The 26469-nt window shown below is 27.2% G+C and carries 24 protein-coding genes, 5 tRNA genes and 1 other RNA gene; 13 read left to right on the top strand and 17 right to left on the bottom strand.

Annotated elements, in window-relative coordinates:
- Positions 1–2619, bottom strand: a complete 2619-nt coding sequence (locus X274_RS11150; RefSeq protein WP_047266912.1) for a valine--tRNA ligase — start codon at positions 2617–2619, stop codon at positions 1–3.
- 196 nt (positions 2620–2815) lie between these two features.
- Between X274_RS11150 and X274_RS11155 the strand changes: the two genes are divergently transcribed.
- Together X274_RS11155 and X274_RS11160 are read left to right on the top strand one after the other, a co-directional pair.
- Positions 2816–3253, top strand: coding sequence for a hypothetical protein (locus tag X274_RS11155; protein WP_047266913.1), 438 nt, complete (start codon positions 2816–2818; stop codon positions 3251–3253).
- 9 nt (positions 3254–3262) lie between these two features.
- Positions 3263–4072 carry a DUF4895 domain-containing protein gene (locus tag X274_RS11160; RefSeq protein ID WP_047266914.1) on the top strand — a complete coding sequence of 270 codons (810 nt, stop codon included), beginning with the start codon at positions 3263–3265 and terminating at the stop codon, positions 4070–4072.
- A gap of 42 nt (positions 4073–4114) precedes the next feature.
- Here X274_RS11160 and rplT read toward each other — a convergent pair whose 3' ends face one another.
- The 13 genes from rplT to X274_RS11220 form a co-directional block, all read right to left on the bottom strand.
- Positions 4115–4471, bottom strand: a complete 357-nt coding sequence (rplT, locus tag X274_RS11165) for a 50S ribosomal protein L20 (RefSeq protein WP_047266915.1) — start codon at positions 4469–4471, stop codon at positions 4115–4117.
- Between the two features lie 27 nt (positions 4472–4498).
- Entirely contained in the window at positions 4499–4693 is a 195-nt protein-coding gene (locus X274_RS11170) for a large ribosomal subunit protein bL35 (RefSeq protein WP_047266916.1), read from the bottom strand.
- Between the two features lie 18 nt (positions 4694–4711).
- Positions 4712–5263: a translation initiation factor IF-3 gene (infC, locus tag X274_RS11175; RefSeq protein WP_052913320.1), complete on the bottom strand. Its 552-nt coding sequence runs from the start codon at positions 5261–5263 to the stop codon at positions 4712–4714.
- A 236-nt stretch (positions 5264–5499) separates the two neighbouring features.
- Positions 5500–5575, bottom strand: a tRNA-Lys gene (locus X274_RS11180).
- 13 nt (positions 5576–5588) lie between these two features.
- Positions 5589–5664 (bottom strand) — tRNA-Trp (locus X274_RS11185).
- Positions 5665–5684: 20 nt separating this feature from the next.
- A tRNA-Gln gene (locus tag X274_RS11190) sits at positions 5685–5758 on the bottom strand.
- A 52-nt stretch (positions 5759–5810) separates the two neighbouring features.
- Positions 5811–6605 carry an energy-coupling factor ABC transporter ATP-binding protein gene (locus X274_RS11195; protein ID WP_047266918.1) on the bottom strand — a complete coding sequence of 265 codons (795 nt, stop codon included), beginning with the start codon at positions 6603–6605 and terminating at the stop codon, positions 5811–5813.
- Positions 6596–7375 carry an energy-coupling factor ABC transporter ATP-binding protein gene (locus tag X274_RS11200; RefSeq protein WP_047266919.1) on the bottom strand — a complete coding sequence of 260 codons (780 nt, stop codon included), beginning with the start codon at positions 7373–7375 and terminating at the stop codon, positions 6596–6598. The genes X274_RS11195 and X274_RS11200 overlap by 10 nt, the downstream gene beginning before the upstream one ends.
- Positions 7372–8094 (bottom strand): class I SAM-dependent methyltransferase, encoded by a 723-nt coding sequence (locus X274_RS11205; protein ID WP_084822744.1) that lies wholly within the window; start codon positions 8092–8094, stop codon positions 7372–7374. The genes X274_RS11200 and X274_RS11205 overlap by 4 nt, the downstream gene beginning before the upstream one ends.
- 10 nt (positions 8095–8104) lie before the next feature.
- A complete protein-coding gene (locus tag X274_RS11210; RefSeq protein WP_047266920.1) occupies positions 8105–8764 on the bottom strand; it encodes a hypothetical protein in 660 nt (219 codons plus the stop codon).
- A 21-nt stretch (positions 8765–8785) separates the two neighbouring features.
- Positions 8786–8885: signal recognition particle sRNA small type (gene ffs, locus X274_RS11890), an RNA gene on the bottom strand.
- Positions 8886–8929: 44 nt separating this feature from the next.
- Complete coding sequence (gene glnA, locus X274_RS11215) at positions 8930–10255, bottom strand: type I glutamate--ammonia ligase (RefSeq protein WP_047266921.1); 1326 nt, start codon at positions 10253–10255, stop codon at positions 8930–8932.
- A gap of 89 nt (positions 10256–10344) precedes the next feature.
- On the bottom strand, positions 10345–12657 hold the full coding sequence (locus X274_RS11220; protein WP_047266922.1) for a methyl-accepting chemotaxis protein: 2313 nt from the start codon (positions 12655–12657) through the stop codon (positions 10345–10347).
- Between the two features lie 247 nt (positions 12658–12904).
- Between X274_RS11220 and X274_RS11225 the strand changes: the two genes are divergently transcribed.
- A complete protein-coding gene (locus tag X274_RS11225) occupies positions 12905–14398 on the top strand; it encodes a coiled-coil domain-containing protein (protein ID WP_047266923.1) in 1494 nt (497 codons plus the stop codon).
- 31 nt (positions 14399–14429) lie between these two features.
- Here the strand turns inward: X274_RS11225 and X274_RS11230 are convergent.
- From X274_RS11230 to X274_RS11240, 3 genes are all read right to left on the bottom strand, one after another.
- Positions 14430–14506: transfer RNA gene (locus X274_RS11230), tRNA-Arg, on the bottom strand.
- A 20-nt stretch (positions 14507–14526) separates the two neighbouring features.
- Positions 14527–14616 (bottom strand) — tRNA-Ser (locus X274_RS11235).
- 26 nt (positions 14617–14642) lie between these two features.
- Positions 14643–16388, bottom strand: coding sequence for a proline--tRNA ligase (locus tag X274_RS11240; protein ID WP_047266924.1), 1746 nt, complete (start codon positions 16386–16388; stop codon positions 14643–14645).
- A 404-nt stretch (positions 16389–16792) separates the two neighbouring features.
- On the opposite strand from X274_RS11240, the gene metG reads away from it, so the two are divergent.
- Genes metG through X274_RS11290 form a run of 10 tightly spaced genes read left to right on the top strand, consistent with a single transcriptional unit; the run spans position 16793 to position 26462 of the window.
- Positions 16793–18736: a methionine--tRNA ligase gene (gene metG, locus X274_RS11245; RefSeq protein ID WP_047266925.1), complete on the top strand. Its 1944-nt coding sequence runs from the start codon at positions 16793–16795 to the stop codon at positions 18734–18736.
- Positions 18737–18755: 19 nt separating this feature from the next.
- On the top strand, positions 18756–21185 hold the full coding sequence (gene gyrA, locus X274_RS11250) for a DNA gyrase subunit A (protein WP_047266926.1): 2430 nt from the start codon (positions 18756–18758) through the stop codon (positions 21183–21185).
- Positions 21178–21546, top strand: coding sequence for a hypothetical protein (locus tag X274_RS11255; protein WP_047266927.1), 369 nt, complete (start codon positions 21178–21180; stop codon positions 21544–21546). Before gyrA ends, X274_RS11255 begins: the two co-directional genes overlap by 8 nt.
- 17 nt (positions 21547–21563) lie before the next feature.
- On the top strand, positions 21564–22019 hold the full coding sequence (locus X274_RS11735) for an HTH domain-containing protein (protein WP_052913315.1): 456 nt from the start codon (positions 21564–21566) through the stop codon (positions 22017–22019).
- Positions 21997–22440: a ribose 5-phosphate isomerase B gene (gene rpiB / locus X274_RS11265; protein ID WP_047266928.1), complete on the top strand. Its 444-nt coding sequence runs from the start codon at positions 21997–21999 to the stop codon at positions 22438–22440. The genes X274_RS11735 and rpiB overlap by 23 nt, the downstream gene beginning before the upstream one ends.
- Positions 22437–23405 (top strand): histone deacetylase family protein, encoded by a 969-nt coding sequence (locus X274_RS11270; RefSeq protein ID WP_047266929.1) that lies wholly within the window; start codon positions 22437–22439, stop codon positions 23403–23405. The genes rpiB and X274_RS11270 overlap by 4 nt, the downstream gene beginning before the upstream one ends.
- Before the next feature lie 10 nt (positions 23406–23415).
- A complete protein-coding gene (locus X274_RS11275; protein WP_047266930.1) occupies positions 23416–24411 on the top strand; it encodes a hypothetical protein in 996 nt (331 codons plus the stop codon).
- Entirely contained in the window at positions 24411–25175 is a 765-nt protein-coding gene (locus X274_RS11280; protein WP_047266931.1) for a hypothetical protein, read from the top strand. The genes X274_RS11275 and X274_RS11280 overlap by 1 nt, the downstream gene beginning before the upstream one ends.
- Positions 25162–25668: a ComEA family DNA-binding protein gene (locus X274_RS11285; protein ID WP_052913316.1), complete on the top strand. Its 507-nt coding sequence runs from the start codon at positions 25162–25164 to the stop codon at positions 25666–25668. Before X274_RS11280 ends, X274_RS11285 begins: the two co-directional genes overlap by 14 nt.
- Positions 25665–26462 carry an epoxyqueuosine reductase QueH gene (locus tag X274_RS11290; RefSeq protein ID WP_052913317.1) on the top strand — a complete coding sequence of 266 codons (798 nt, stop codon included), beginning with the start codon at positions 25665–25667 and terminating at the stop codon, positions 26460–26462. Before X274_RS11285 ends, X274_RS11290 begins: the two co-directional genes overlap by 4 nt.
- Positions 26463–26469: the final 7 nt, after the last annotated feature.

Consider the following 26469-nt stretch of genomic DNA (forward strand, 5'->3'; position numbering starts at 1 on the left):
CTATTTTAGCTCCTCTATTAATTTTTCTAATTTTTCTATTTGTGTTTTTACTGTTGAATACTTTTCTTTTACATCTTCTATTACATCCTCTGGAGCATTGGAAATAAATTTATTATTTTTTAATTTTTTATCATATTTTATAAATTCTTTTTCTAATTTTTCTTTTTTCTTATTTAATCTAATTTTTTCTGCATCTATATCAATCAATTCTCCCAATTTAACATATGCTTCTATAGTTTCATCAACATATGATGTAGCAGATTTTTCTGGTTTTTCATCAACAATATTTATTTTCGTCACAAAGGCTAATTCCTTTATTATTGATTCGTTATTTTTTATCCAGCTATTATCACCTAAAGTTTTATATGCAATTTCTATTTTTGTGATTTGAGGTATATTTATATCAGCTTTAACATTTCTTATGCCTCTAATAAAACTTTTTATTTTTTCAAACTCATTTTCTTCTTTTTCAAAATCATGTTCAGGATTAAATTCAGGCCACTTTGCCGTTATTAAATATTTTTCTTCATTAATTTTTGGTAAATTCTGCCATAATTCCTCTGTTAAGAAAGGCATGAATGGATGCAAAAGTCTTAAAGACGTATCTAATACTCTAATTAAAACATTTTGAGCAATTTGTTTATTTTCTGATTTCAATCTATTTTTTACAGCTTCTATGTACCAATCACAATACTCATTCCAGAAAAAGTCATATAAAGCTCTCGCAGCGATATTAAATTCATATTTTTTTAGAGAACTTGAGACTATTTTTATTGTTTTGTTTAATTTGGATAGCATCCATTTGTCCTCTAATTCCAGCATATCTGGAGTAAGTTCAATTTTTTCAAAATCATCCATATTTAATAAAACGAATCTTGTAGCATTCCAGATTTTATTTGCGAATTTTGAATATGACTCAAAGGATTTAGGATCAAGTTTAATGTCTCTCCCTTGAGCTGCTAAAATAGCTAATGTAAATCTCATAGGATCAGCACCAAAATTTTCTATAATTTCTAATGGATCAATGCCATTTCCAAGGGATTTTGACATCTTTTTTCCATGTTTGTCTCTGACTAATTGATGTATATATACATCAGAAAATGGTTTGTTTTTCATAAATTTTTCGCCCATAACTATCATTCTTGCTACCCAGAAAAAGATAATATCAAATCCTGTTACAAGTAAATCTGTAGGATAGTATTTTTTTAGGTCATCTGTATTTTCTGGCCAGCCAAGTGTAGAGAATGGCCATAATGCTGAACTAAACCATGTATCTAAAACATCTTCATCTTGTTTTATATTTGTAGAACCGCATTTTTGGCACTGTTGTATATTTCCTTCTGAGACATTTATATGACCACAGTCTTCACAATACCATACTGGAATTCTATGTCCCCACCATAACTGTCTTGAAATACACCAATCCCTGATTTCATTCATCCAATTCAAATATACCTTTTTCCATCTTGAAGGATAGAATTTAATATCAGATTTTTCAACAGCTTCAATAGCTTTTTCTGTTAAAGGTTTCATTTTAACAAACCACTGATCAAGTAAAAAAGGCTCTACCGCAGTATTACATCTATAACAATGACCAACTGAATGTTCTAATTCATCTATTTTTATTAAATAACCTTCTTTTTCCAAGTCTTCAATAACAGCTTTTCTCGCTTCTTCTCTGTTTAATCCGGAATATTTTCCTCCATTTTCATTTATTTTTGCATATTCATCCATTATTTGAACAGATTCTAAATTATGCCTTTGTCCAAGAAGATAATCATTTGGGTCATGTGCAGGGGTTACTTTTAAAGCACCTGTGCCGAATGATGGATCAACGTATTTATCCGCTATAATAGGTATTTCTCTTCCAACTAATGGTAATATAGCGGTTTTACCAACGTAATCTTTGTATCTTTCATCTGATGGGTGAACAGCAATAGCGGTATCCCCTAACATTGTTTCTGGTCTAGTTGTTGCGATAATTATATAGTTATTCTCACCTTTTAAAGGATATTTTATATGATATAATGCGCCTTTTTCATCTTTGTGTTCAACTTCTTCATCAGATAATACAGTGCCACAGCTTGGACACCAGTTAACAATATATTTCCCTTTATATATTAATCCTTCATTATATAATTCAACAAAAACTTTTCTTACAGCTTTATTAAGCCCTTCATCTAATGTAAACCTTTCTCTTGACCAATCAACGGACGCACCTATGGCCATAATTTGTTTTTTTATATATTCCTTATATTCATTAGCCCATTTCCATACTTTTTCTATAAATTCTTCTCTTCCATATTCTTCTTTTCTTTTTCCCTCGCTTTTTATTAAGAACTTTTCAACAACATGTTGAGTCGCAATACCTGCATGATCTTCTCCAGGAAGCCATAAGGTATCTTTTCCCTGCATTCTGTTGAAACGGGTTATTATATCTTGCAAGGTTATATTAAGAGCATGTCCCATATGTATTTTTCCAGTTATATTTGGAGGAGGTATAACCATTGAAAATTTTCCATTTCCTTCTCCCTTTGCTTTGAATAAATCGTTATCAAGCCAGAATTTATACCATTTTGTTTCTATTTTATCTGGTGTATACCTTTTTCCAATATCCATATTTTTACCTCCTAATAACATTTGTCATTATTTTATCAAATGTTTATTATAAATCATATTTTCTTTAGAATTTTCAGGTAGTCTATTATAAATAAAAAATCAAAATCTAAAATCTATGTTTTAATACAATTATACTTTAATGATGTTAATAATTCAAGGGATTTATTTATACAATTATAGAAAAAATAAATAGGGGGTGAAATATATTAAAGACATACCTGCTAAATATATTATACTTATAATATCAGTTTCAATAATAGTATTATTTCTAATGTTGTCTTTTATCTATTTCTTTTATATAAAAGACATGTTTGAAATTCGTCTTACTGACGAAGAATACATAAATATAATAAAAAATAGTTCTTTTTATGGATATCCAGATAAAAAAATAGGACCATATTTTGATAATTTTTTTTCAAATACAAAATGGTATTGTATAAAAAATTTAAATAAGATTAATGTGGTATTTGAAGGTGATGCATATTATTTTGGGAAATATGTAAAATTTAAGATAATTTTTGATGTAAAGGAAACAATAAAAACTAAAACCATACAACCCATATTTTATACAGCAGATGATAAAAAAATCCTATATACTGATTTTCTTAATTTAATAAATATGATTTTTAGGTGAGGTGACAAAATGCTACTCAAATGCGATTTAAGAGGCTTAACAAATTTAAAGAAAATGGCAATAAAATATTTTAATGAAAAAAAAGATAAATTAGCTGACGAATATACACATTTAGTGGCATTTTCTATTTTTGATATAAACAACAAATTTCCAAGTTTGAATATATTTTTTGATAATGAAGGAAAATATTTTTTATCATTAATGCCGGAAAAACCTTCTAAATACATGAGTTCATTGTATCCGAAACTAATAGATGATGAAATCATAGATTTAAAAGAAATATATAATAATTTAGCAAAAAAATATAACAAAAAAATAAAAATATCTGCAAATATGTCAATTTACCAATCGCCAATTATAATTCCAAGTTTTTTTGTACAGGGCGATGAAATATTAATAAAGAAATATATATTGTCGGAAAAATTAAAAGGCTTAAAATATTTATCATTGTATAAATACATCGATGATAAAACACTGGAGAATATTTTAAAAACCTATAATGTATGGCAAAAAGATATATATTATTATTATACTTTAAATGAGGTTCATTTTGTATTTGGTATTCCAGATAAATTTAAAAATAAATCTTTAGTAATAGAGTTTGGAAAATTAGCGAAAGTATATATAAAAAATAAAAATCCATTATTTTTGGAATCATATAAAATTCCAGATATGAATATAAAGGAACCTGTTTTAATGGTGTTAAAAACAAAAATCTGGAATTTGAAAAAAATTAATTTAATTGATGTGAGAAATGAAATTATAAGCAAAATAGATAAATCTTATGACTATATTATAAAAATATTCAAGACTAAATAAAATATAATATTTGAGGCACCAACAGGTGCCTCAAATATTATATTATTTAGATAAAGCTTCTTTTGCGATATTAATATATTCTTTAAAAGCTTCGTAATCATTTACAGCTAATTCAGATAGCATCTTTCTATTAATAGTTACGCCAGCTAATTTTAAACCATGGATTAAATCATTATATTTTAATCCTTCGTTTCTTGCTGCTGCATTTATTCTTGTAATCCATAATCTTCTGAAATCTCTTTTCTTTTGTTTTCTACCAGCGTATGCATATTTTCCTGACCTGAAGAATTGTTGTTTAGCCAATACATATCTTCTGCTTAAAGCGCCTCTATAACCTTTAGCAGCTTTTAAATATTTTTTTCTTTTTTTCTTAGCATGAATAGCTCTCTTTACTCTCATTTAAGTCTCTCCTTTCGGCTATTTTTATTATTTCAATCCAAGTAATCTTTCAACTTTATCGTTTAAACCTGTTGGGATGTCTTTATACTGATGTAATCTTTTCATTCTCTTTTTTCCTCTTATTCTTGTATTATGTCCAACATTTGATCTTCTCATTCTGATTTTTCCTGAACCTGTTACCTTAAATCTTTTTGCTGATGAAGAATGTCTTTTAATTTTCATAAATAATCCTCCTTTGAATTATTTTTTTGTTTTTGGTGATAAAACCATATCCATATCTCTTCCAGCCATTTTTGGTGCTCGAGAGACATCTGCAATGTCTTCAACCTTTTTTATAACTTTTTCCAATATTTCTTTTCCTCTATCTGTAAACATAATATCTCTTCCTAAAAACATTACGACAACCCTGACTTTATTACCATCTTCGAGAAAGTTTCTAATTCTTCTCACTTTCGTATTAAAATCATGCTCATCAATTCTCAATCTAAATTTCATTTCTTTTAATATTTGTTTTTTCTGTTTTTTCTTCGCTTCTTTTGCCCTTTTTTCTTTTTCATATTTATACTTGCCAAAATCCATGATTTTAGCAACTGGTGGATTTGAATTTGGTGAAACTAAAACTAAATCGAGTCCTTCTTGATAAGCTAATTGTAAAGCTTTTTTTGTTTCCATTACTCCTAATTGTTCTCCCGAATTACTAATTACCATAACTTCCCTTACTTTAATTTCCTCGTTTCTCAAAGTTGTATCTTTTGATTTTTTAATACTTATCCCTCCTGTTCTTTTTCGCATACGCGAAAAGAAATAAAAATAAAAATTTTGATTATATAATAAAACAAAGTATTTATCAAATAACCGATGAAAAAAGAAAACCAATCAGTTTGCTTACATGAGAAATCAAATATATAAAAAATGGGTGGAGTAATCTCCACCCATGTATTTCCCGTGAATTTTAAACCCCTGCCGACTTATTTGTCCGAGGTGGGAAGCTACTGGGTGGCTTCCTCTTTAAAAATAAAAACAACAAATGGTGGGCCATGCGGGATTCGAACCCACGGCCTACTGATTAAGAGTCAGCCGCTCTACCAGCTGAGCTAATGGCCCACATTCTTAAAAATGGCACGCCCGGAGGGACTTGAACCCCCAGCCTGCGATTTTGGAGACCGCCGCTCTACCAATTGAGCTACAGGCGTGTGCCTAAAACTGTTTAAAATGGCTGGGAGGGGAGGACTCGAACCTCCATCGGCGGATCCAGAGTCCGCTGTCCTGCCATTAGACGACCTCCCAAGACAGATAGTATTATAACATTATTTTTTTAATTAGTCAACGTCTTTTTTTTTCAATATTGAAATAATTTCTCTAATTTTATATTATTTTTTAATGAACAGTAATATAATTTGAGCTTTTCCGAGAAGGAAATATTTTTTTTTCTCAGTTCATTTTCCCCGAGAAGTATGAAATCATCAAAACTACCAGTATAATTTATTTCGTGATTATGTATATGTAAAATATTTGGCTTAAAAGGTATTAATTCATCTATCCAGTGTGTTACTATTATAATTGTTTTTCCAAGTTTTTGAAGTTTTTTTATTATTTCCCAGATTTTTTTTCTTCCGCTATAATCCAATCCTACTGTAGGTTCGTCAAATATAATGTATTTTGGATCATAAGATAATATAGATGCAATAGCAACTTTCCTCATTTCTCCTCCAGATAGATTAAATGGATTTCTGTTTAAAAATGAACTGTTTAAACCGATTAAGTTCAATATATTATATAGATCATTTTTAGAGATATTTTTGTTAAAATTTTTTGGAGCATATAATAATTCCTCTATAACTGTGGGGAGAAAAAATTGATTTTCTGGATATTGAAAGACCATACCAACTTTTTCTCTAATTTTTTTAATATCTGAATCTCTTGTTGATAAACCATCGATCTTTACTTCTCCGTTTTTGGGAATTAATAAACCATTTAGTGTTTGTATTAATGTGGTTTTTCCAGAACCTGTTTTACCTAAAATTACCCACATTGAATTTTCTTTAATTTTCCAATTAATATTTTTTAAAGCAATAGATTCAAAAGGAGTTCCTTCAGCATATGTGTATGAAATATCATTTACTTCTATAGACATATATTTCGCTCCAAATCTTTTATAGATTTTCCTGTATATTTTTTTACAATATTTTCAAAAGGTATTTCAACATTGAATTTTTTACTTTCTGACCACTGATAAAATTTGTCTCTACTATCATAAAATACAACTTTTCCTTTGTCTAATGCTATAATTTTTTCTACAAATTGGAGATCTTTTGCATGATGTGAAGCTATAATAATAGTTTTGCCTATATTTATAAGATTTTTTATTACTTTATATATTTCATCACGTCCTTCAGGGTCTAACATAGTAGTTGGTTCATCCATTAAAATAAAATTTGGTTGCATAGCAATCATAGAAGCTATTGCAAGGCGCTGTTTTTGACCGCCAGAAAGTGTATTGGGGTCTTTTCTTTCTAATCCCAATAGGTCTGTTACACTTAAAGCCCAATTAATTCTTTTTTTTATTTCATTTCTTTCTAATCCCAGGTTTTCAAGTCCAAAAGCAATATCTTCTTCAACCGTTACACCAACAATTTGATTTTCAGGGTTTTGAAATATATAGCCAACATTCTTTTTCAAAAATAATAATGAACTTTCATCATGAAAATTTATTTTTTTATTATATAAAAGAATTTTGCCTTTATCAGGAGTTAAAATACCACATAAAATTCTTAACAATGTGGATTTTCCACTTCCATTGTCTCCAACTAATCCAATTGGTATTTTGCTTTCTAATATGAGATTTAAATTATTAAAAATATTTTTATCTTTATAATTAAAAGTAATATTTTTTAATTCAATCATTGTGTTTTCACCGACTTGTATACTCTAATACCGCCCTTTTTTACAATTTCAATAACGTTTCCGAATATTTTTTTCATATAATCTTTAATCCTACTTCCGCCTTTATTATGAAAGGCAACTAATTGGAGTGTTCCAAAAATAACTAAATGTTTATACGAATCTTCTATTAATTTCATCCAGACTTTTTTACCTGCAACAATGGGTGGATTAGATATTATTTGTTCAAATAAAAAACCTTTCCATGGGTCGAATAAATATCCCTGTCTAATATCAGCAAAAATATTATTATTTTTTGCATTTATTTTTGAAAATTCCACGGCTCTTTTATTAATGTCACTCATATAAATTTCAATATCAGGGTGTTCTTTTTTTAATGTTATACCTATTACCCCGTATCCGCATCCAATATCTAAAATTTTTTTTCCTGTAATATCAACATTTTCCAATAATATTTTAGTAGCTTTATCTATTTCCTTTTTTCCATATACACCTGAAGGTGCTTTAAAAATATAAGTATGCCCATTTTTTAAAGTAAGGGTTAATTCTTTTATTGTCAATTCAGATTCTGGATTTTCAACATAATAATGTTGAAATTTTGAAATAGTTTTTTTTTCTTTTTTTTCAGTTTTATATTGTTCTTTGTATAAACTTATAACTTGTTCCGGAGATAAATCTTTTAAGTCTTCAGGCCCGAAAATTTTTTCATTTTTTTCTCTCATTTTAGTCCTCCTATTTAAGCAAATCATTTATGGTTAATAATATCCCAAAATTATAATTATTTTTAAATTGATACAAAGTTAAACCATTCGGAAAACTTATATAGTTTGTACCGAAGTTAAAAAAGATATTAATTTTGTTATTGTCAATTAAATACGAATAATCTATGCCTATTGTAAACAATACAGAATCTTCAAATGTTCCTGAAAAAGCAGGAAGATTTGTTACAACGGTTCCTGTTTTTATCCAGTTTAAGGCTTTAAGATTCAAAAAAATATTTAATTTTAAATTTTCTATTTCTGTAGAAAATCCTGTAGAAAATCCTGCATCACCAATATTAACAGTAGATGTAGCTTCTTTTATTGAATTTAAATCATTAAAAACATTCCAGAATCCAGAATAGATAGTAATATTACCAAAAGTTATACCTATATCAGAGGAAATATAATTGTTTAATTGTGGATTATTCAGGTTAAAATCAGCAACCAAATTGTACTTGATATAATCGTTATTATTTGAATAAGATAAACCAAATGTTGGGAACCCTGCTTTTATTTTTATTTTTTCAATTGGAAATTCTATGAATATTCCATTTGAATAGATTCCGATATTCAGGGAAAAAGTTAAAATTGAAATAATTATAAAAAAAGATAAAAAATAAAATTTTTTCATAAAAGCCCCCCTAAAAATAAAGATGGCCGGGCACCCCCGCGGCACACAGGAAGTACCGCTTATGGCTGCTCCCTTCCGGGCCTGACCAGGTTCGCGGGTTCCCGTTGCGCGGGACCCAGCCTATAGTAGGTCCCTAGAACCATATGATATTATAATAGAAAAATGTTACATAATCCATAAGTATTTATTAATTTCCCAATCAGTTACATTAATAGAGTATTCTTTCCATTCTTTTTCTTTTAATTCAACGTATTTTTCAAAAATATGCATTCCAAGCACATCTTTTATTAATTCATCCTGTTTTAGTTCCTCTATAGCTTCTTTTAAATTTGAAGGTAGATGGTCAATGCCAACTTTATCTCTTTCTTCAGCTGTCATATGGTAAATATTTGAAACTATTGCTGCAGGAGGTTCTATTTTTTTCTCTATACCTTCAAAACCTGCTGCTAATAAAGAAGCTAATAATAAATATGGATTTGCAGTAGGATCTGGACTTCTTACTTCAATTCTTGTACCCATCTCACGCGATGCAGGAACTCTTATCAGAGCGCTTCTGTTACTTGGAGACCAAGCTATATTTACCGGAGCCTCATATCCAGGGACCAGTCTTTTATAACTGTTTATAGTTGGATTAGCGATAGCTGTAATTGCTTTTATATGTTTTAAAATTCCACCAACAAAATATTTTAAAGTATCACTAAGTCCGAATTCTTTATTTTGGTCATAAAAAGCATTCATGCCGTTTTTAAATAAACTCAAGTGAGTATGCATTCCAGAACCATTTATACCAAAAAAAGGCTTTGGCATAAATGTTGCGTGTAATCCTTTTAATAAAGCTATAGTTTTTACAACAAGTTTAAATGTCTGGATATTATCAGCTGTTCTGAGAGCTTCATCATAAGTGAAATCTATTTCATGTTGTGATGGAGCAACTTCATGATGAGAAGCTTCAACGTTGATTCCCATCTCTTCTAAAGCCAGAACAATATCTTTTCTTGTTTCTTCACCCTGGTCTATAGGCAATAAATCGAAGTAACCACCTTCATCTAAAAATCGCAATATAGGTTTATTTGTTTTTTCATCCTTTGGAAGTAAAAAGAATTCTGGTTCTGGTCCAACATAAGCAGAAAATCCTTTTTCTTTCAATTTATTCAGGATAAGTTTTAATCTATATCTTGGATCTCCTTCAAAAGGTGTGCCGTTTGAATTATAAACATCACATATTAGTCGTGCAGATTTATATCCTTTATCTGTCCATGGATATATGGCAAAAGTATCTGGATCAGGTTTTAAATACATATCAGATTCTTCTATTCTAACAAATCCTTCTATTGAAGAGCCATCAAACATAGTTCCTTTTTTAAAAGAATGTTTAAGTTCATCCCAGGGGATTTCAACATTTTTTAGTAAACCATTAATATCTGTAATTTGTAATCTGATAAATTTTACCTTTTCTTTTTCTACAATTTTTAAAACATCTTCCCTCTCCACCAATAAACACCCCCTATAAAAATATGAAAAAATTATATCATATTTTGAGATTCTTTTCAATAAGTACTAATAAATTAGTTTAATTAAACCTAATTGGCTTTAAAAAAAGAAATAATATCAGTTAGTTTTTCAGAACTTTTTTGTAGCTTTTCAGATTGTTTTATTAATGTATTTATGACCTCTGTTTCGTTGTTTATTACTTTAGTAAAATCCAAAATTTCTTTTTTGGATACTTTTAAGAAAGAATTCACTTCGCTTTTGCTTTTATCGAATGATTTCAAAACATTATTTTGTTCTTCAATAATATTTTTTAGAATATCAAAAACTCTATCTAATTCTACCGTAAGATTATTTATTTCATTCATATCTTTTTCAAATTTATCCATTATTTTATCTAAAGAAGTAATATTGTTTTGTGAGGATTGAACTTCATTTAATAATATTTTCATATCATTGCCAATTAAACTAATCTGATTTGAAATATCTTCAGCAATATTATTTGTTTCAATAGATAAACTTCTTATTTCATCAGCAACAACTGCGAAACCTTTTCCAGCTTCACCTGCTCTTGCAGCCTCTATTGCAGCATTTAATGCTAATAAATTTGTTTGTCTGGAGATGTCAGTAATTTTTTCAACAAAGTCAAATATTTGTTCTACTTTTTTATTAAAGCTTTTAAAGCTATTAGAGAGATTTATAGTTAAATTATTTATTAATTGTGTGGTGCTTTTAGTTTTAAAAGTCATATCTTTTGTTATCGTATTAAATTCACTTAATTTGTTTATGGTTTTTTCTATAGTATTTGATTCATTTAATATATTGTTGCTATTTTCAAAAAGAATTTCCATGTTTTTATCAAGAGAACTCAGAAAAATTTCAAGGTCATTCATCAGTTTTTTAACGCTTGTAACGATATTTTCTATAGTATTTTTTGTATTCTCTAATTTTTCTGAGGAAGTGTCAATTTCTTTTGTAGCAGCATTTAGCCTCTTTACATTTTCATTTAAGTCCTTAAACATAGAAATCAAGAAACCAATAGTATCATGAATTTTTTTCATCATATGACCAATTTCGTCATTCTTTCTTTTTTGCAATTTTTCAATATCTTTTAAATTACCCTGAGATATATTATCAAGGTTTTTGGCCACGATATATAAATCCTTTGAAAACCTCTTTCCCATATAAATAGATATTATTATTGAAATTATAATAATTATTGCAATGATTAACAAAATAATATTTAGAATTTTTCTCATGTCTATGTTTAAATTTATAGAGATACGTTGTGTTTTGAATTCTGGCAAGGAAAAATTACTTTTTAGACTTATATTCAAATCAGTTTTTGTTTTTATTAATGGTTTTGATATCTGGACATACATTAAAGGAAAAATTTGTGAAGTTGTATAAAAACTCCTTGTATCTTTTTTTAGCAATTTTTCAGTAATAAATTTATTTATATTGGAAATATTGAATTTCAAATTAGATGTTGGAATATTGCCGAATAATGGTTGTCCGGATGATGAATATATAACGATATATGCATTTATTAAATTTCCTATTTCAACAATATCATTATATCCGAATTCTTTTAATCCAACCAATAATCCTGTTATTTTTTGTGTTGAAACAGGATCATATACAGGTGTTAAAATAAGAAAATAAGGTTTGTTTTCTATGAAAGTCACTTTGCTTAAACCATAAGATAAATTTTTTGAAATTATTTGAGATGAAATCATTTTAACCAAATTGATAATATTTAAATTTTTTAAATTATCTTTACCAGCCATATAACTTTCAGCTTTTTTCTGGATTTTATATGTTTCACCTTTTATTGAAATTTCAAAAGAATTTTTTCTTGTAACAATTTTTGGATTAACCAACCACAATTGAATACCATCAAATTTTTGTAAGTCTGCATAAGGTTGTAATAAACTATATCTATCAATAATAGAAATGGACTTTGAGGCTGATTTTGTTTTTAAGTCTGAACTTCTACTAATAGCATTTAAAAAATCTTCTAAATTCTTTATGTTTTCTTTTATTTTGTTTTCAAATATAGAAAATAAAGTTGATAAATTTTTATCATAATTTTCTATAAAAAAGTCTTCAAATTTTTTATTTACAGAATCATTTAATTTCTCTATTTGTCTTGAGATATCTATATTATATTCTTTTATCTGTTTTTCCAGGAGTTTATTATATTCATCAAATTGTTTTTTGTAATTATTTTGAATAACAGATATTTGTGAATTTACATTTTGTTTTATAATATTTTCCTGATTTTTTATAGAATAATTTACGAAAAAAGTAACAATTAATAAAGGAATGATGGATAAAGAAAGGATTATAATACCAATCTTAAAACCTATAGAATTAAATATTTTAATATTAGAATTTTTCACAGTATCCCTCCTAAGTTTGATATATTTAAAACAATTATATCAAAAAATCTTCACTAAATACAAGTATGACAAAACAATTTTCTTAATTAATTATATATAATTACTATTAATTATAATTAAATAAATATGATTATAGATAATAAATAACATGTCAAAAAAATAAAAATAAAAATATAAGAGTAATTTAAATTTTATGGTATAATGGTAATGAAAATCGGAATTGTTCCAGATAAAGGGGAGGAATAATATGAATGATAATGAATTTAAAAGAGAAGAGAAAATTGAATTAAATATTGAACATTCGAAAAATGCTGAAGTTGGAAAAAATCTTCAATTGAATAAAACTTCTTCTAGAATTTTTATAATAATTTTGCTGATTAATGTAATTCTTTTAAGTGGAATATTGTATACAATAATTGAACAATATAATTTTAAACAGCTGTTAGAAAATGATATAGAAAATATAAAAGAAAAAGTAAATGGACTAAGTGATTTAAACAAAAATCTCGAGAAATTGAATAATAATTTTCAAATCCTGGATATTATTAATTCCAATACACGCCAAATTCCAGAAATACTAATGGGATTAGAAGAAAATAATAAAATTTTAGAAACATTAAATATAAATGAAACATCTCGGGGACAAAAAAATAATATTAGCATTGATTTGAAAAATGAAATGAATAATTTAAAACAATATATAAAATCAGATATAAACAAAGTTTTAAATGAAAAAACAAATAGAATATTAAATGAAATTAATAAAATTGAAAAAAATATAAATGATAAATTAAGTGAAACAACCGAAAAAATAGACAGGTTTTCAATAAATTTTGATAATATTGAAAAAGTAATTGAAGATAAAAATATAAAAATTCTGGATAGAATCAATACAATTTCTCTAAATACAAAAGGGTTAGAAGATCTTATAAATGAAATTAATTCAAACATTAAAAAAATAAATTCAGGAAATAAAAATATTTACGATAAGGTTCAAGAAATAGATGAAAAAATAAAAGAGATTGAGGGAAATGAGGTTGTTACAAAAGAAATAGAAGAGATTAAAAATATGGTGATAATGATTGATAAAAAAATATCAGACTTAGAAAATGGTATTTCCAAAAAGCAGAAAGAATATTACAAAAAACTCGAATACCTAATGAATAAAAAAGATATTTTATCATTAATTGATAAATTAGATAATTATATAAATGGTAAAGAATTTAAATTGATAGAGATGATTAATATATATAATAATATAGTTTTGGGATATAGTGATTTTTCTAATGATAATGATGTGAAAAAGAGTTTTTTGAAAATTTCAAAAATGGTATATAGCAAGTATTTAACAATAATAACAGATGAAATTTCATATATGGAAAGATCGATGTATAGTGAAAATATAAAAAAAGATGTCAAATATTTATTGTATGTATTTGAAAGATTTCCGGAAAATACTGAATTTAAAGAGGAATATAATACAATTGAAAATTATTTAAAAAAATTAAAGGAGTTAGAAAATCAGAAAAAAATAGAATATAACAATAAAGCAACATATGAGATGAATGAGTATTTAGATCTATTTAAAAAGAAAATGGTTTCTCAAGAAGAAATAATAAAGTATTTTAAGAAAAAAATATTACCAATAAATGAAAATCTTTTAGAGGAAAATGTAAAAGAAAGATATTACAATATTATTGATAAAACAAAAGAGATATTAAAAGATAGATATATATGGTAAAAAAAATAAAGGGCATATGCCCTTTATTTTTTGGCGTGCCCGACTGGATTTGAACCAGCAACCTTTGGATCCGCAGTCCAATGCTCTATCCAATTGAGCTACGGGCACATAAAAATTGATAAAAAAAATGGCGGAGAGGGTGGGATTTGAACCCACGGAGGGTAATAACCCTCACTTGCTTAGCAGGCAAGCGCCTTCGGCCGCTCGGCCACCTCTCCGACGCAAAACAATTATAACATGAAGATCAATCTTTGTCAATAGAATTAAGGTAAATTTTTGGGTCGTATTCGTTTAATTTTTTTTCAACAATTTCTAATAATTTATTGAAGGATTCCGATATATCAACTTCTAAAGCATTTTTTTCATATCTTAATTTTAATTCGACTTTACCATCTTTCATTTTTTTACCGATTATGATTTTCAACGGAATGCCTATTAAATCAGCATCTTTAAATTTAAAACCTGGAGAAGCATCCCTATCATCGTACAAAACATCATATTTATCTTTTAATAAATTATAAATTTCTTCTGATTTTTTAACCAATTCTTTTTGTTTTATAGATACTGGTATAATTACAATTTCAAATGGAGCAATACTTCTTGGCCACATCATTCCGTAATCATCATGTAACTGTTCGACAATTGCACCTAAAGTTCTTGAAACTCCCCAGCCATAACATCCCATAATAAAAGGTTTTTGTTTTCCGTTTTCTGCTGTATAATATGCATTTAGCTTTTCAGAATATTTTGTACCCAATTTAAAAACCTGCCCCACTTCTATACCTTTTATTTCTTTTAACGGAGAATTACATTTTGGACATGGTTCGCCTTTTGAAACCACTCTAATATCAACGAAATCGTCAACTTTAAAATCTCTATTCAAATTTACATTCATATAATGAGTATCTTTTTCCATTCCACCGACAACAAAATTTTTTAAATTTTTAACGCTTAAATCAGCTATTATTTTAACATCTTTAATTCCAATAGGTCCTATAAAACCAGTTTCTACACCAAATGTGCTTTTTATTTCAGCAGGTTCTCCTAAAGTTAAAGTTTGGTCCCCAAAATATGCTTTAAGTTTTGAAACATTTAATTCAAAATCCCCTCTTATTAATGCTAAAATCCAACCGTCTCTTCCTTTAAAAAGCAGTGATTTTACAATTTTATTTTTCTCAACATTCAAAAAAGATGAAACATCATCTATTGATTTGACATCTGGTGTATCCATTTTTTTAATTTCTTTAATATTTTCATTTATTTCATCGAAAAGAATATTTGACTCTGCTTTTTCATCAGTTGCAGCATAACCGCAATCGCAATAATATATAGTACTTTCACCATATTCAGCTTTTATTTGAAACTCATGAGAATTACTTCCGCCGATGGCACCAGTATCAGCTTCTACTACTAAATAATCTACGCCCAATCTCTCTAATATTTTTTCATAGGCTTTATAAAAATCGTTGTATGCCTCGTCAAGTGATTTTTCTGAATCGTGAAATGAATAAGCGTCTTTCATTATAAATTCTCTTGCTCTTAAAACACCAAACCTTGGTCTTATTTCATCCCTGTATTTATTTGCGATTTGAAATAAAGAGACTGGCAATTGTTTATATGATCTTAATTCATTTTTTATAATAGTGGTAATCATCTCTTCATGTGTAGGGCCTAATGTGAAGTCTCTATTATGCCTATCCTTTAGTTTCATCATTTCAGGTCCATAATCATCCCATCTGCCACTTTCTTTCCAGATTTCAGCGGGTTGAATAATTGGCATTAATATTTCCTGTGAACCAATTTTTTCCATTTCTTCTCGTACGATATTTTCAATTTTCTTAAGAACCTTTGTACCTAAAGGTAAGTAAGTATAAACACCGGATGCGCTTTTTCTTATAAAACCGCCTCTTATTAATAATTCGTGACTTTTAATTTCAACATCATTAGGAACTTCTTTTAAAGTTGGTGCATAAAATTTAGACATTTTCATAACAATTCCTCCTGTATTTATATTTTTTTGTTTTATTTATTTTAACATATCATTTTAAATAAAACAACTTTAGAAAGTAAAAAAAATATGAAGGTCAAAAGATATAATATGCTGTCCAAAAAGTAAAGTCGCTCAAACCTTGATTGTTAATCCTCAAAAATAGCTCATTCTCGCCGGTCGTATCAGACTCACATCCATGTTCGGCTTCACTCAATTTTGCATCCGTGCAAAATTGACCGACTTCATTCGCTATTTTTTCGGACAATCTGCGAGTTTTCGCTTGCTTTACTAATTGAACACCCTAGATATAAAAATATGACTGAAATTTTAAAAACTTCTTAATTATACTAAAGTGAGTATATGGTATAATATAAAAAAATAAAAAATTATAGGAGGTTGAGAAAGTGAAAAAATTTTATGTAACTACTCCCATATATTATGTTAATGCAGAACCGCATATAGGATCAAGTTATACAACAATAGTTGGAGATATAATAGCAAGGTATAAAAGAATGAGAGGATTTGATGTATTTTATTTAACAGGTACAGATGAACATGGTCAGAAAATAATGCAAGCTGCTAAAGCTAAAAATATAGAGCCACAGGAATTATGTGATGAATTAGCAGGGAAATTTAAAACACTGTGGGAAAAATTGGATATTACAAATGATTATTTTGTAAGAACTACAGATGAGCAGCATATGAAAACAGTTCAATATATAGTAAAAAAGATGATGGAAAATGGAGATATATACAAAGGCAAGTATGAAGGTTGGTATTGTGTGCCATGTGAAACTTATTGGACAAAGGATGAAATTGAAGAAAAGAATGGAAAGAAAATATGTCCCTCTTGTGGCAGAGAGGTGAATTGGGTAGAAGAAGAAAATTATTTTTTCAAACTTTCAAAATATAATGAACCTTTAAAAAAACATTTTGAAGAAAATCCTGATTTTGTGGAACCAGAATTCAGAAAAAATGAAATGTTGAAAATATTGGAAAGTGGATTAAAAGATTTAAGTATAACCAGGACAACTTTTAATTGGGGAGTTCAAATGCCTGATGATCCAAAACATGTAATTTATGTTTGGGTTGATGCTTTGATAAATTATGTCAGTGCTCTTGGATATCCGGAAAATAAGGAAATGTTTGAGAAATATTGGCCAGCAGACTTGCATTTAATAGGGAAAGAAATAAATAGATTTCATTCGTTAATATGGCCAGCAATGCTGATGTCAGCAGGTTTACCATTGCCTAAAAAGATTTTTGCTCATGGATGGTTAACTGTAAATGGAGAAAAAATATCAAAATCCCTTGGTAATGCAATTGATCCAAGAGTTTTAGTTAAGTCGTATGGAAATGATGTTATAAGATATTATTTAATGAGAGACATAGTTTTTGGGAAAGATGGCGATTTTTCAGAAGATAATTTAATAACAAGATATAATTCAGATTTAGTGAATGATTTAAGTAATTTAGTTCATAGAACTTTATCCATGGTTAATAAATATTTTGATGGAATTATACCACAGCTAAAAGAAAAAAAAGATGTAGATAATCAATTATTTAAATTAATAAACGAAACAGTGAAAAAGTACGAAGAAAATATGGATAAATATTTATTCACACATGCGTTGGATAATTTGTGGGAATTAGTAAGATTTACAAATAAATATATAGATTTAACAGAACCATGGTTATTGGGAAAAGATGAATCAAAAAAAGATAGATTATCAACTGTTATGTATAATTTAATGGATTCAATTAGAATTATAGCATTACTAATATCGCCAATTATGCCGGATACATCTATAAAAATATTAAAAAAATTAGCTATTGAAAATCCAGAAGAATATTTAAAAAGTGAAAATATCAAAATTGGTTTATTAGTACCAGATAGAAAAATAGAAATAGGTAATCCTATTTTCAAAAGAATAGATGTTAAGAACTGGAAAAAGGTAATAGTTATGAAAAAGGAGGAAAAAGACATGGAAGAGAAAAAGATTGAAGAAAAATTCGAAAATGTTTTGATTGATATAGAATATTTTAAGAATGTAGATTTAAGAGTTGCTGAAATAATTGAGGCAGAAAAAGTAAAAAAATCCAGAAAGTTGATAAAATTACAATTAAATTTAGGCGAATTGGGAAAAAGACAGATAGTTGCAGGGATTGCTAATTATTATGAACCAGAGAATTTAATTGGTAAAAAAATTATAATAGTAGCAAATTTAAAACCTGCAAAATTAATGGGAATAGAATCAAATGGAATGCTACTTGCAGCAAAAATAAATGACAAATTAGTATTATTAACAACAGATGGTGAGATTGAACCAGGAGCTAAAATTTCGTAATTTAGGAGGTTAAATTTTAATGAGTGATATTTTAAATAAATCTTTTGAACAGGAATTGAAAGAGTCATATCTTTTATATTCATTAAGCGTTATAACAAGCAGAGCAATACCAGATGTTAGAGATGGATTAAAACCAGTGCAAAGAAGAATTCTATATTCAATGGATGAATTGAATTTACGACATACAGCATCATATAAAAAATGTGCGCGTATTGTAGGGGAAGTAATGGGTAAATATCATCCTCATGGAGATGCTGCAATATATGATGCACTTGTAAGAATGGCACAACCATTTAGTTTAAGATATCCACTGGTAATAGGACAGGGGAATTTTGGATCTATTGATAGGGATCCGCCTGCTGCTATGAGATATACTGAAGCAAAAATGCATGAATTAGCAGAGTATATGTTAATGGATATTGATAAAAATACGGTAGATATGATGGATAACTTTGATGGTTCATTAAAAGAGCCTTTAGTTTTACCAACAAGGCTACCGAATTTGTTAATGAATGGAGTAAATGGTATTGCTGTTGGTATGGCTACTAATATTCCATCTCATAATTTAAATGAACTAATTGATGGAATAAATCAATTGATAGATAATCCTGAATCAACCATAGATGATTTGATGAAATATATCAAAGGACCGGATTTACCAACTGGAGGAATTATTGTTGATGGAAATAAAATAAAAGGAATTTACGAAACCGGTAGAGGTTCTTTTCACATAAGAGCAAAATATGAATTGGAAGAAAATAAAAATGGTATGAGTATAGTTATCAAAGAAATACCTTATGGTGTTCCAAAATCGGATTTAATTACTCAGATAGCAAATTATGTTACAAAACAGAAAGAAAATAAAAAAGATGTAGGAATAAAAAATATCCGTGATGAATCAGACAAAGAGGGAATCCGTGTTGTAATTGAGCTGAAAAAAAATGTAAATCCTCAAAAAATAATAAATCAGTTATTAAAGCATACATCATTACAGATTTCTTTTGCGGTTCAGATGACTGTAATTGATAAAAGAAAACCGAAAGTAATGAATTTAAAAGAAATTTTAGAAGCTTTTATAGAACACAGAATAGATGTTGTGACAAAAAGAACACAATTTGAGCTTGATAAGGCAAGAAAAAGATCTCATATTGTAGAAGGATTAATGAAAGCTTCTGAAGGTATAGAATCGGTTATAGAAATCATTAGACAGTCTGACGGTAGAGAAGATGCTATAAATAGTTTGATGGAAATAATAAATGTTACAAAAGAGCAGGCGAATGCGATTGTTGATATGAGATTAATAAGCCTTTCTAAATTGGAAGGGAAGAAACTGGAAAAAGAATATTCAGAATTAACAAAAAAAATAAAAGAAGCTATGGAAATTTTAAACAATAAAGAAAGAATGTTAGAAGTAATAAAAAAAGAATTAGAAGAAGTAAAAATGAAATTTGGTGATGAAAGAAGAACTAAAATAACAAATCAAGGATCTAAAGTAGAAGAAATGGATAATGTTGAAGAAGAAGATCTTGTAATAGTATTGACTCAATGGGGATATATAAAAGCAATGAAAAGTGATGAATATAAGGTTCAAAATAGAGGTGGAAAAGGATCAAAAGCTATAAAAAAATCTGATAATGATTTTATTATCCAGGTTTTACAAACAAATAGTTTATCAAGACTCTTATTTATAACTTCAAAGGGAAAAGCTTTTGAGCTTCATGCGTATAATATAGAAAAGAGTAAAAAAGAAACTAAGGGAAAACACATAAGTTCATATTTATATTTAGATAATGATGAAAAAATAAAAACAATAATCCCAATTGAAAATGAAAAAGATATTGAGAATAAATATATTATGTTATTTACCAAAAATGGGGTAGTAAAAAGAACATCATTAAAAGAATTTTCTAATATCAGGAAAAATGGATTAAAAGCGATAACAATTAGAGAAGATGATATGGTAATAGATGCTCTTATCGTGGAAGATAAGGATGAAGTATTGGTGATAAGTAAAAAAGGAATGAGTTTAAGATTTAAAGTATCAGATGTTAGACCTATGGGAAGAGCCGCCTCAGGAGTAAAATCAATAAAACTCAGAGAAAATGATAATGTAGTAAATGCTGTAAAAGTAGATGAAAACAAAAGCATGTTACTGATTACAGAATATGGATTTGCCAAACGTGTGAATTTTGAAGATTTTAGATTGCAAAATAGAGGTGGAATAGGGTTAAAATGCGTTAAAAGTACGTCGCGTATAGGAAATATAGTAAAAGCTTTAACTGTCACAGGAGAAAGTCATATAATAGTATTTACCAGATTAGGGAAAGCAATAAGAGAAGAAGTTTCTACAATATCAACATTGAGTAGGTACGCAATAGGAGTTAGAGCAATTAGATTGGATAAAGAAGATATGGTTGCAGATGCTGCTGTGGTGATAGAGGATGAGTGAAGAATTAAATCATATAGCAGATATGATGTTTGAAATATCAGGAAAAAACACAAAAGAAATTTTAGAGGATTTTTTTGATTCATTGAATAAGATTTTTAAACCGTTAGTTGGTGGTTTGGAAAGTGAGTATAATTATTACATTAATCAAAAAGATATAGATGATATAATATTTGATATAGGGAATTATTCTTTAAATAAAATAAAAGAAAATCAATTTCCTTCAAAAGTAGACGTAGAAAAAGATCAGATAAAGGTATATTATTCTAAAATAATTGAATTAAGAAATAATGTAGAAATAAAAGGGGTAGTATACCCCAAAGTTTTGAATAAGGAGAAATTAAGAGTAATATTTGATGTATAAGGAGAAATAAAAATTTTATGAAGGAAATTACAGAAAAACAAAAAAAAATCTTAGAATATATAGAATTTTATATCAAATTAAGGGGATATCCTCCATCTATGAGAGAAATAAAAGAATATTTTGAGTTGAAAAGCGTTTCAACGGTTTATTCTCATTTAAAATCTCTTGAAAAAAAAGGAGTTATAGAATTATCCGGAAAATCTCGAGGTATAAAAATTACACGTAAAGGGAATTCTGGTATTATAGAAATTAATGGTGAATACAAAAAAGGAAAAATTGAGTTATATAGTAAACCTAGATATATAGAATGTATTTCTGAAATTAAATTGGTTAGTTCAGCAAAAATATTAAACCTTATTTCAAAGGACGATTCAGGAGAAGACATCATTTTAATATTTAATGAAAAATTAAAAATTATAGGAAAAATATTGATAAAAGAGGTGATTGAAGATGAAAATAGTAATAGGTTCTGATCATGCAGCTTATAAAATGAAAGAACATATAAAAGAATATTTAAAGAATAAAGGAATTGAAGTTATAGATGAAGGTCCATATTCAGAAGATAGAGTGGATTATCCAATATATGCAAAAAAAGTGTGTGAAAAAGTTGTTAGCAAAGAAGCAGATTATGGAATTTTAATGTGTGGAACAGGGCTTGGTATGTCTATTGCAGCAAATAAAGTTAAAGGAATAAGGGCTACTTTGGCTTATTATCCAAAAATGGCAGAACTTGCAAGACAACATAATAATGCTAATGTGTTGGTATTGGGCGGTAGAACAATGGGGTTTGAACTTGCAGAATGGACTGTAGATACATTTTTAGAAACGTCTTTTGAGGGAGGGAGACACGAAAAGAGAATTAATCTCATTTCCGAAATGGAGGAAAATTTATGAAAATAGTTTATGATCCAAGACATGTTTTTTATTCTCCTAAAAGTGAATTTGATGGATTTAAATTAATTGAAAACATGGATAAGCCCGGGAGAATAGAATCAATAAAAGAAGTATTACAATTAAAATATGGTGATATTGTTATAGGGGCAAAAGATTTTCCGCGATCGTATTTATATTTTGTTCATTCATCTGATTATATAAATTGGTTGAAAGAAAAACAATATACTTTAGAAAACAATCAGGAATATTTTCCCAGAATGTTTGGATATGACTTTTGTATAGATACAAAAACACCTGTTAGCAAAAACACATTTGAAATGGCATGGATAAGTGCAAAATGTAGTTTAACAGGTGCAACCTTAATGCTTGAGGGGGAAGAATTGGTATATTCTTGTTCCAGACCCCCGGGGCATAATGCCGGGCTATCATATTGTGGAGGGGGATCATACTTTAACAATGCAGCTCTTGCAACGCGATATCTCCAAAAAAACGGCGATATATATATAGCAATCCTTGATCTGGATTTTTATGCAGGTAATGGTACGCAGGAAATTTTTTATGAGGATAATACTGTTTTGACTATTAGTATTCATGGAAATCCATCAACACATTATCCTTATGTTTCAGGTTTTGAATGGGAAATTGGTGAAAAAGATGGAAAGGGTTATAACATTAATTTCCCTTTAAAAGATAATATAAATGGAAGAGTATATTTACGTGTTTTAGAAAAAGCACTTTTAGAAATAGAAGATTTTGATCCGGACTTTATTATAATCCCTTTTGGTAGCAATACGCATGAAAAAGATATTTCAACATCATTTAAATTAAAGGATGAAGATTACAAAGAAATAGGAGAAATGTTATCATATTTAAATATACCAAAGCTAATCATTCAAGAAGGAGGTTTTAATTCTCAAATAAATGAAAAAGTTATAAGTAATTTGTTTGATGGATTGAATATTTGAGGTGACCAAATTGAAAAAAACTTTTTTTGAAATAGATGATGTACGAAATGTTGAAATTATAATTGATTATAATCATTTTAAAAAATATATCAATGACAAAAAATATAATAATTATATAATTTTTGACAAGAAAATAGAGTTAATAAATAAATTAAATATTAATAATGCAATATCATTGATTGGAAATGAAAGTTTAAAAAGTTTAGATAAATATTTGACCTTAATATTAAAGCTTTCAGAATATGAAATAAATTCTGTGAATATTTTTGGTGGGTATAGTGTTTTAGAATTTTCTGGATATATTCTTGAAAATTTAGGTATTAAAAAGTATAATTTTTTTCCGACTACAATAAGTTCTGCTATAATGCTTCCAATTAAGGGAGAATTTTTTTTAAATTTCAATTGGAAAAAAGATTATTTAATTCAAAAGGGATATCCGAATAAAATAATTATAGATACTATATTATTTGAAACACTCTCCAATCAGGAAGTAAAAAATATGTTTGTTATACCATACATAATAGGAAAAATACTAAATTCAAAAATTTCAAAACTCGCATTGAATTATTCGAAAATGAATTTTTCAGATATAGATTTACAAGATTTTATTTTTTATTCTTTAAAACAATGGATATATTACATAAAAAATGAACATAAATTTTTTCCGGGCGAAACAATAATAAAGTTATTTTATAATAAAAAATCCGGGTTTAACAAAAATTATACTCAAATTTTCGCAATAAGTTTTATAATCGAACTATATATATCATGGTATTATGGCTTTTTAGATTTTGAAACGTTTGAAAAAATTGAAAAAGAAATTATAAATAATTTTAATGTTCCATATAAATTGATTGAGCACATAGATTTTAAGGAATTTTATTGTAATAACAATTTTGCTCTTTTTACATCATCTGGAAAGATTATCGAATACATGATTCCATATGATGAATTAAAAAATATTTTAAAGGAAGTAAGGGAATATTTTAGAGGTGGATATTTGTGATGAGAAGACAGCAAAAAAATTGGACTTTAATTGTTATTACCATATTATTAATAATAATTCCAACAATATTGGCCATAACTACCTCATATACGTTATATTTAAAATATAAAATAAGAAATCTTGAAATTAAGATTAATGAATTAAAAAAAGTACCGGATACTAAAAAAACTGAAAATAATAAATTAAAAAGTAATTTAAATGAAGATTTAAATATTGTTGAAATAGAAAAATTTCTTAATATAAAACCAAAAGGTATAATAGAAAAAGAAAAAGTAGATATGTATTATTTAATAAAAAAAGCAAAAAGTAGTTTTCAAAATTCGGAAAATGGAGGAATTAAATTATTAAATGAAAAAGAAGCATTTTTTCAAAGTATTGATTCTTTAGAACATAAAAAAGAATATTTTTTAACAAAAGTAGCAACAAATTTATATTCGTTTTATTCAGAATCATTTAATTTTGGAATACAAAAGGTCTATACAGTTCAACTGAGACTGTACTTAACAGAAGAGGATGCGTTTTTTACGGCTTTGACTTTGCGTAATGCAGGATTGCCGGTATTTGTATATAGAGGAAGATTCAAAAATAGTGGTAAAAATTATTTTGCTATTTGTTCTGGATTATTTTCAGAAATTGAAAATGCAAAGAAATATTTAAAAAGAATAGATGAAAAGAAAATATTACAGCTTACAGGATTAAGTGTTAAAGATAGATTTTTAAAAAGTTTTGAATTAGTTGGAGAAAATGAAAATGAGAATGAATAAAATAATTATAGTTATAATTATTTTTTTAATAGCATTATTAATATATTTGTTTAACAATGAGGAAAGTAGAGATATACAGTATAGTAAATATGAAAAAATTGATTTATCGAATTTCACAATAGATGAGATTGTTAAAATTCCTGGAATTGGGATAAAAAAAGCAACTGAAATAAAAAAATATGAAGAGGAATATGGCTTTAATTCTATTGAAGATTTGAAAAAAGTTCCTGGAATTGGAGAGAAAACATATCAAAAAATAAAGAAATATTTTTATATATCTCAAAGTATATATATATTAAGAACAGTTGAGAAAATAAATTTAAATACAGCCTCATATGAAGAATTAATAAAATTACCTGGAATTGGAGAAAAGAGTGCTAAAAAAATAATAAATTATAGAAAAATAAAAAGAATTGAAAATCTGGAAGAATTAAGAAAAATAGGAATTAACAGTTCTCAAATAAAACAAATAAAGGGAGTTGTTGAATTTTGAAAATATTTTTACATGTTTGTTGTGCTCCAGATTTAGTATTAGCTCATAAAAAATTAAAGGAAAACAATATAGAATATACAACGTTTTTTTATAATCCAAATATATACCCATTTGAAGAATATGAAAGAAGATATGAAGCCTTTTTGAAATTGAAAGGAATGTGGAATTTTGACGAAAAGTCAATAGATTATAACCATAAAGAATTTTTAGATTCTATAAAAACCGTTGATGTGAAAAACGAACAAAAAAGATGTTATAAGTGTATGTATATGAGAATGGAGAAAACAGTTATTGAAGCTAAAAAAAATGGATATAATGTATTCTCAACTACCTTATTATCCAGTCCAAGAAAAAATCATGAAGATATAAAAAATATTGCTAAAGAGTTAGAAAAAAGATACAACATAAAGTTTTATTATAACAATTTTAGATCAAATAATGCAATTTCAGAAGGAGCAAAATTTTGTAAAATAAATAACATATATAGGCAACAATATTGTGGATGTGAATATTCCTTAATAGAAGCAGAAAATATCAGAAAAAAATCCTTAGAAAAAAGAAAAAAAGTATTATCCAAAATGCTTGATTTTGATTTTACAGAATTAATGAATAAAGATTTGCTGAAAATTCCAGAAGATTTATATCCTGGATATCTTTATGAATCTGGAATAGAAGTATTAAAATATTTAAAACCAAAGATTATAATAATGCGAAGAGAAATAGCGAAAGATTTTAATATAAAAAACGGAAGAAACAAAATAGGAAACTGGAAATCAAAAATTATAATTGTTTAGGGGGATA

Origin of the sequence: Marinitoga sp. 1155 (genome assembly GCF_001021175.1) — a bacterium.
GTDB lineage: Bacteria > Thermotogota > Thermotogae > Petrotogales > Petrotogaceae > Marinitoga.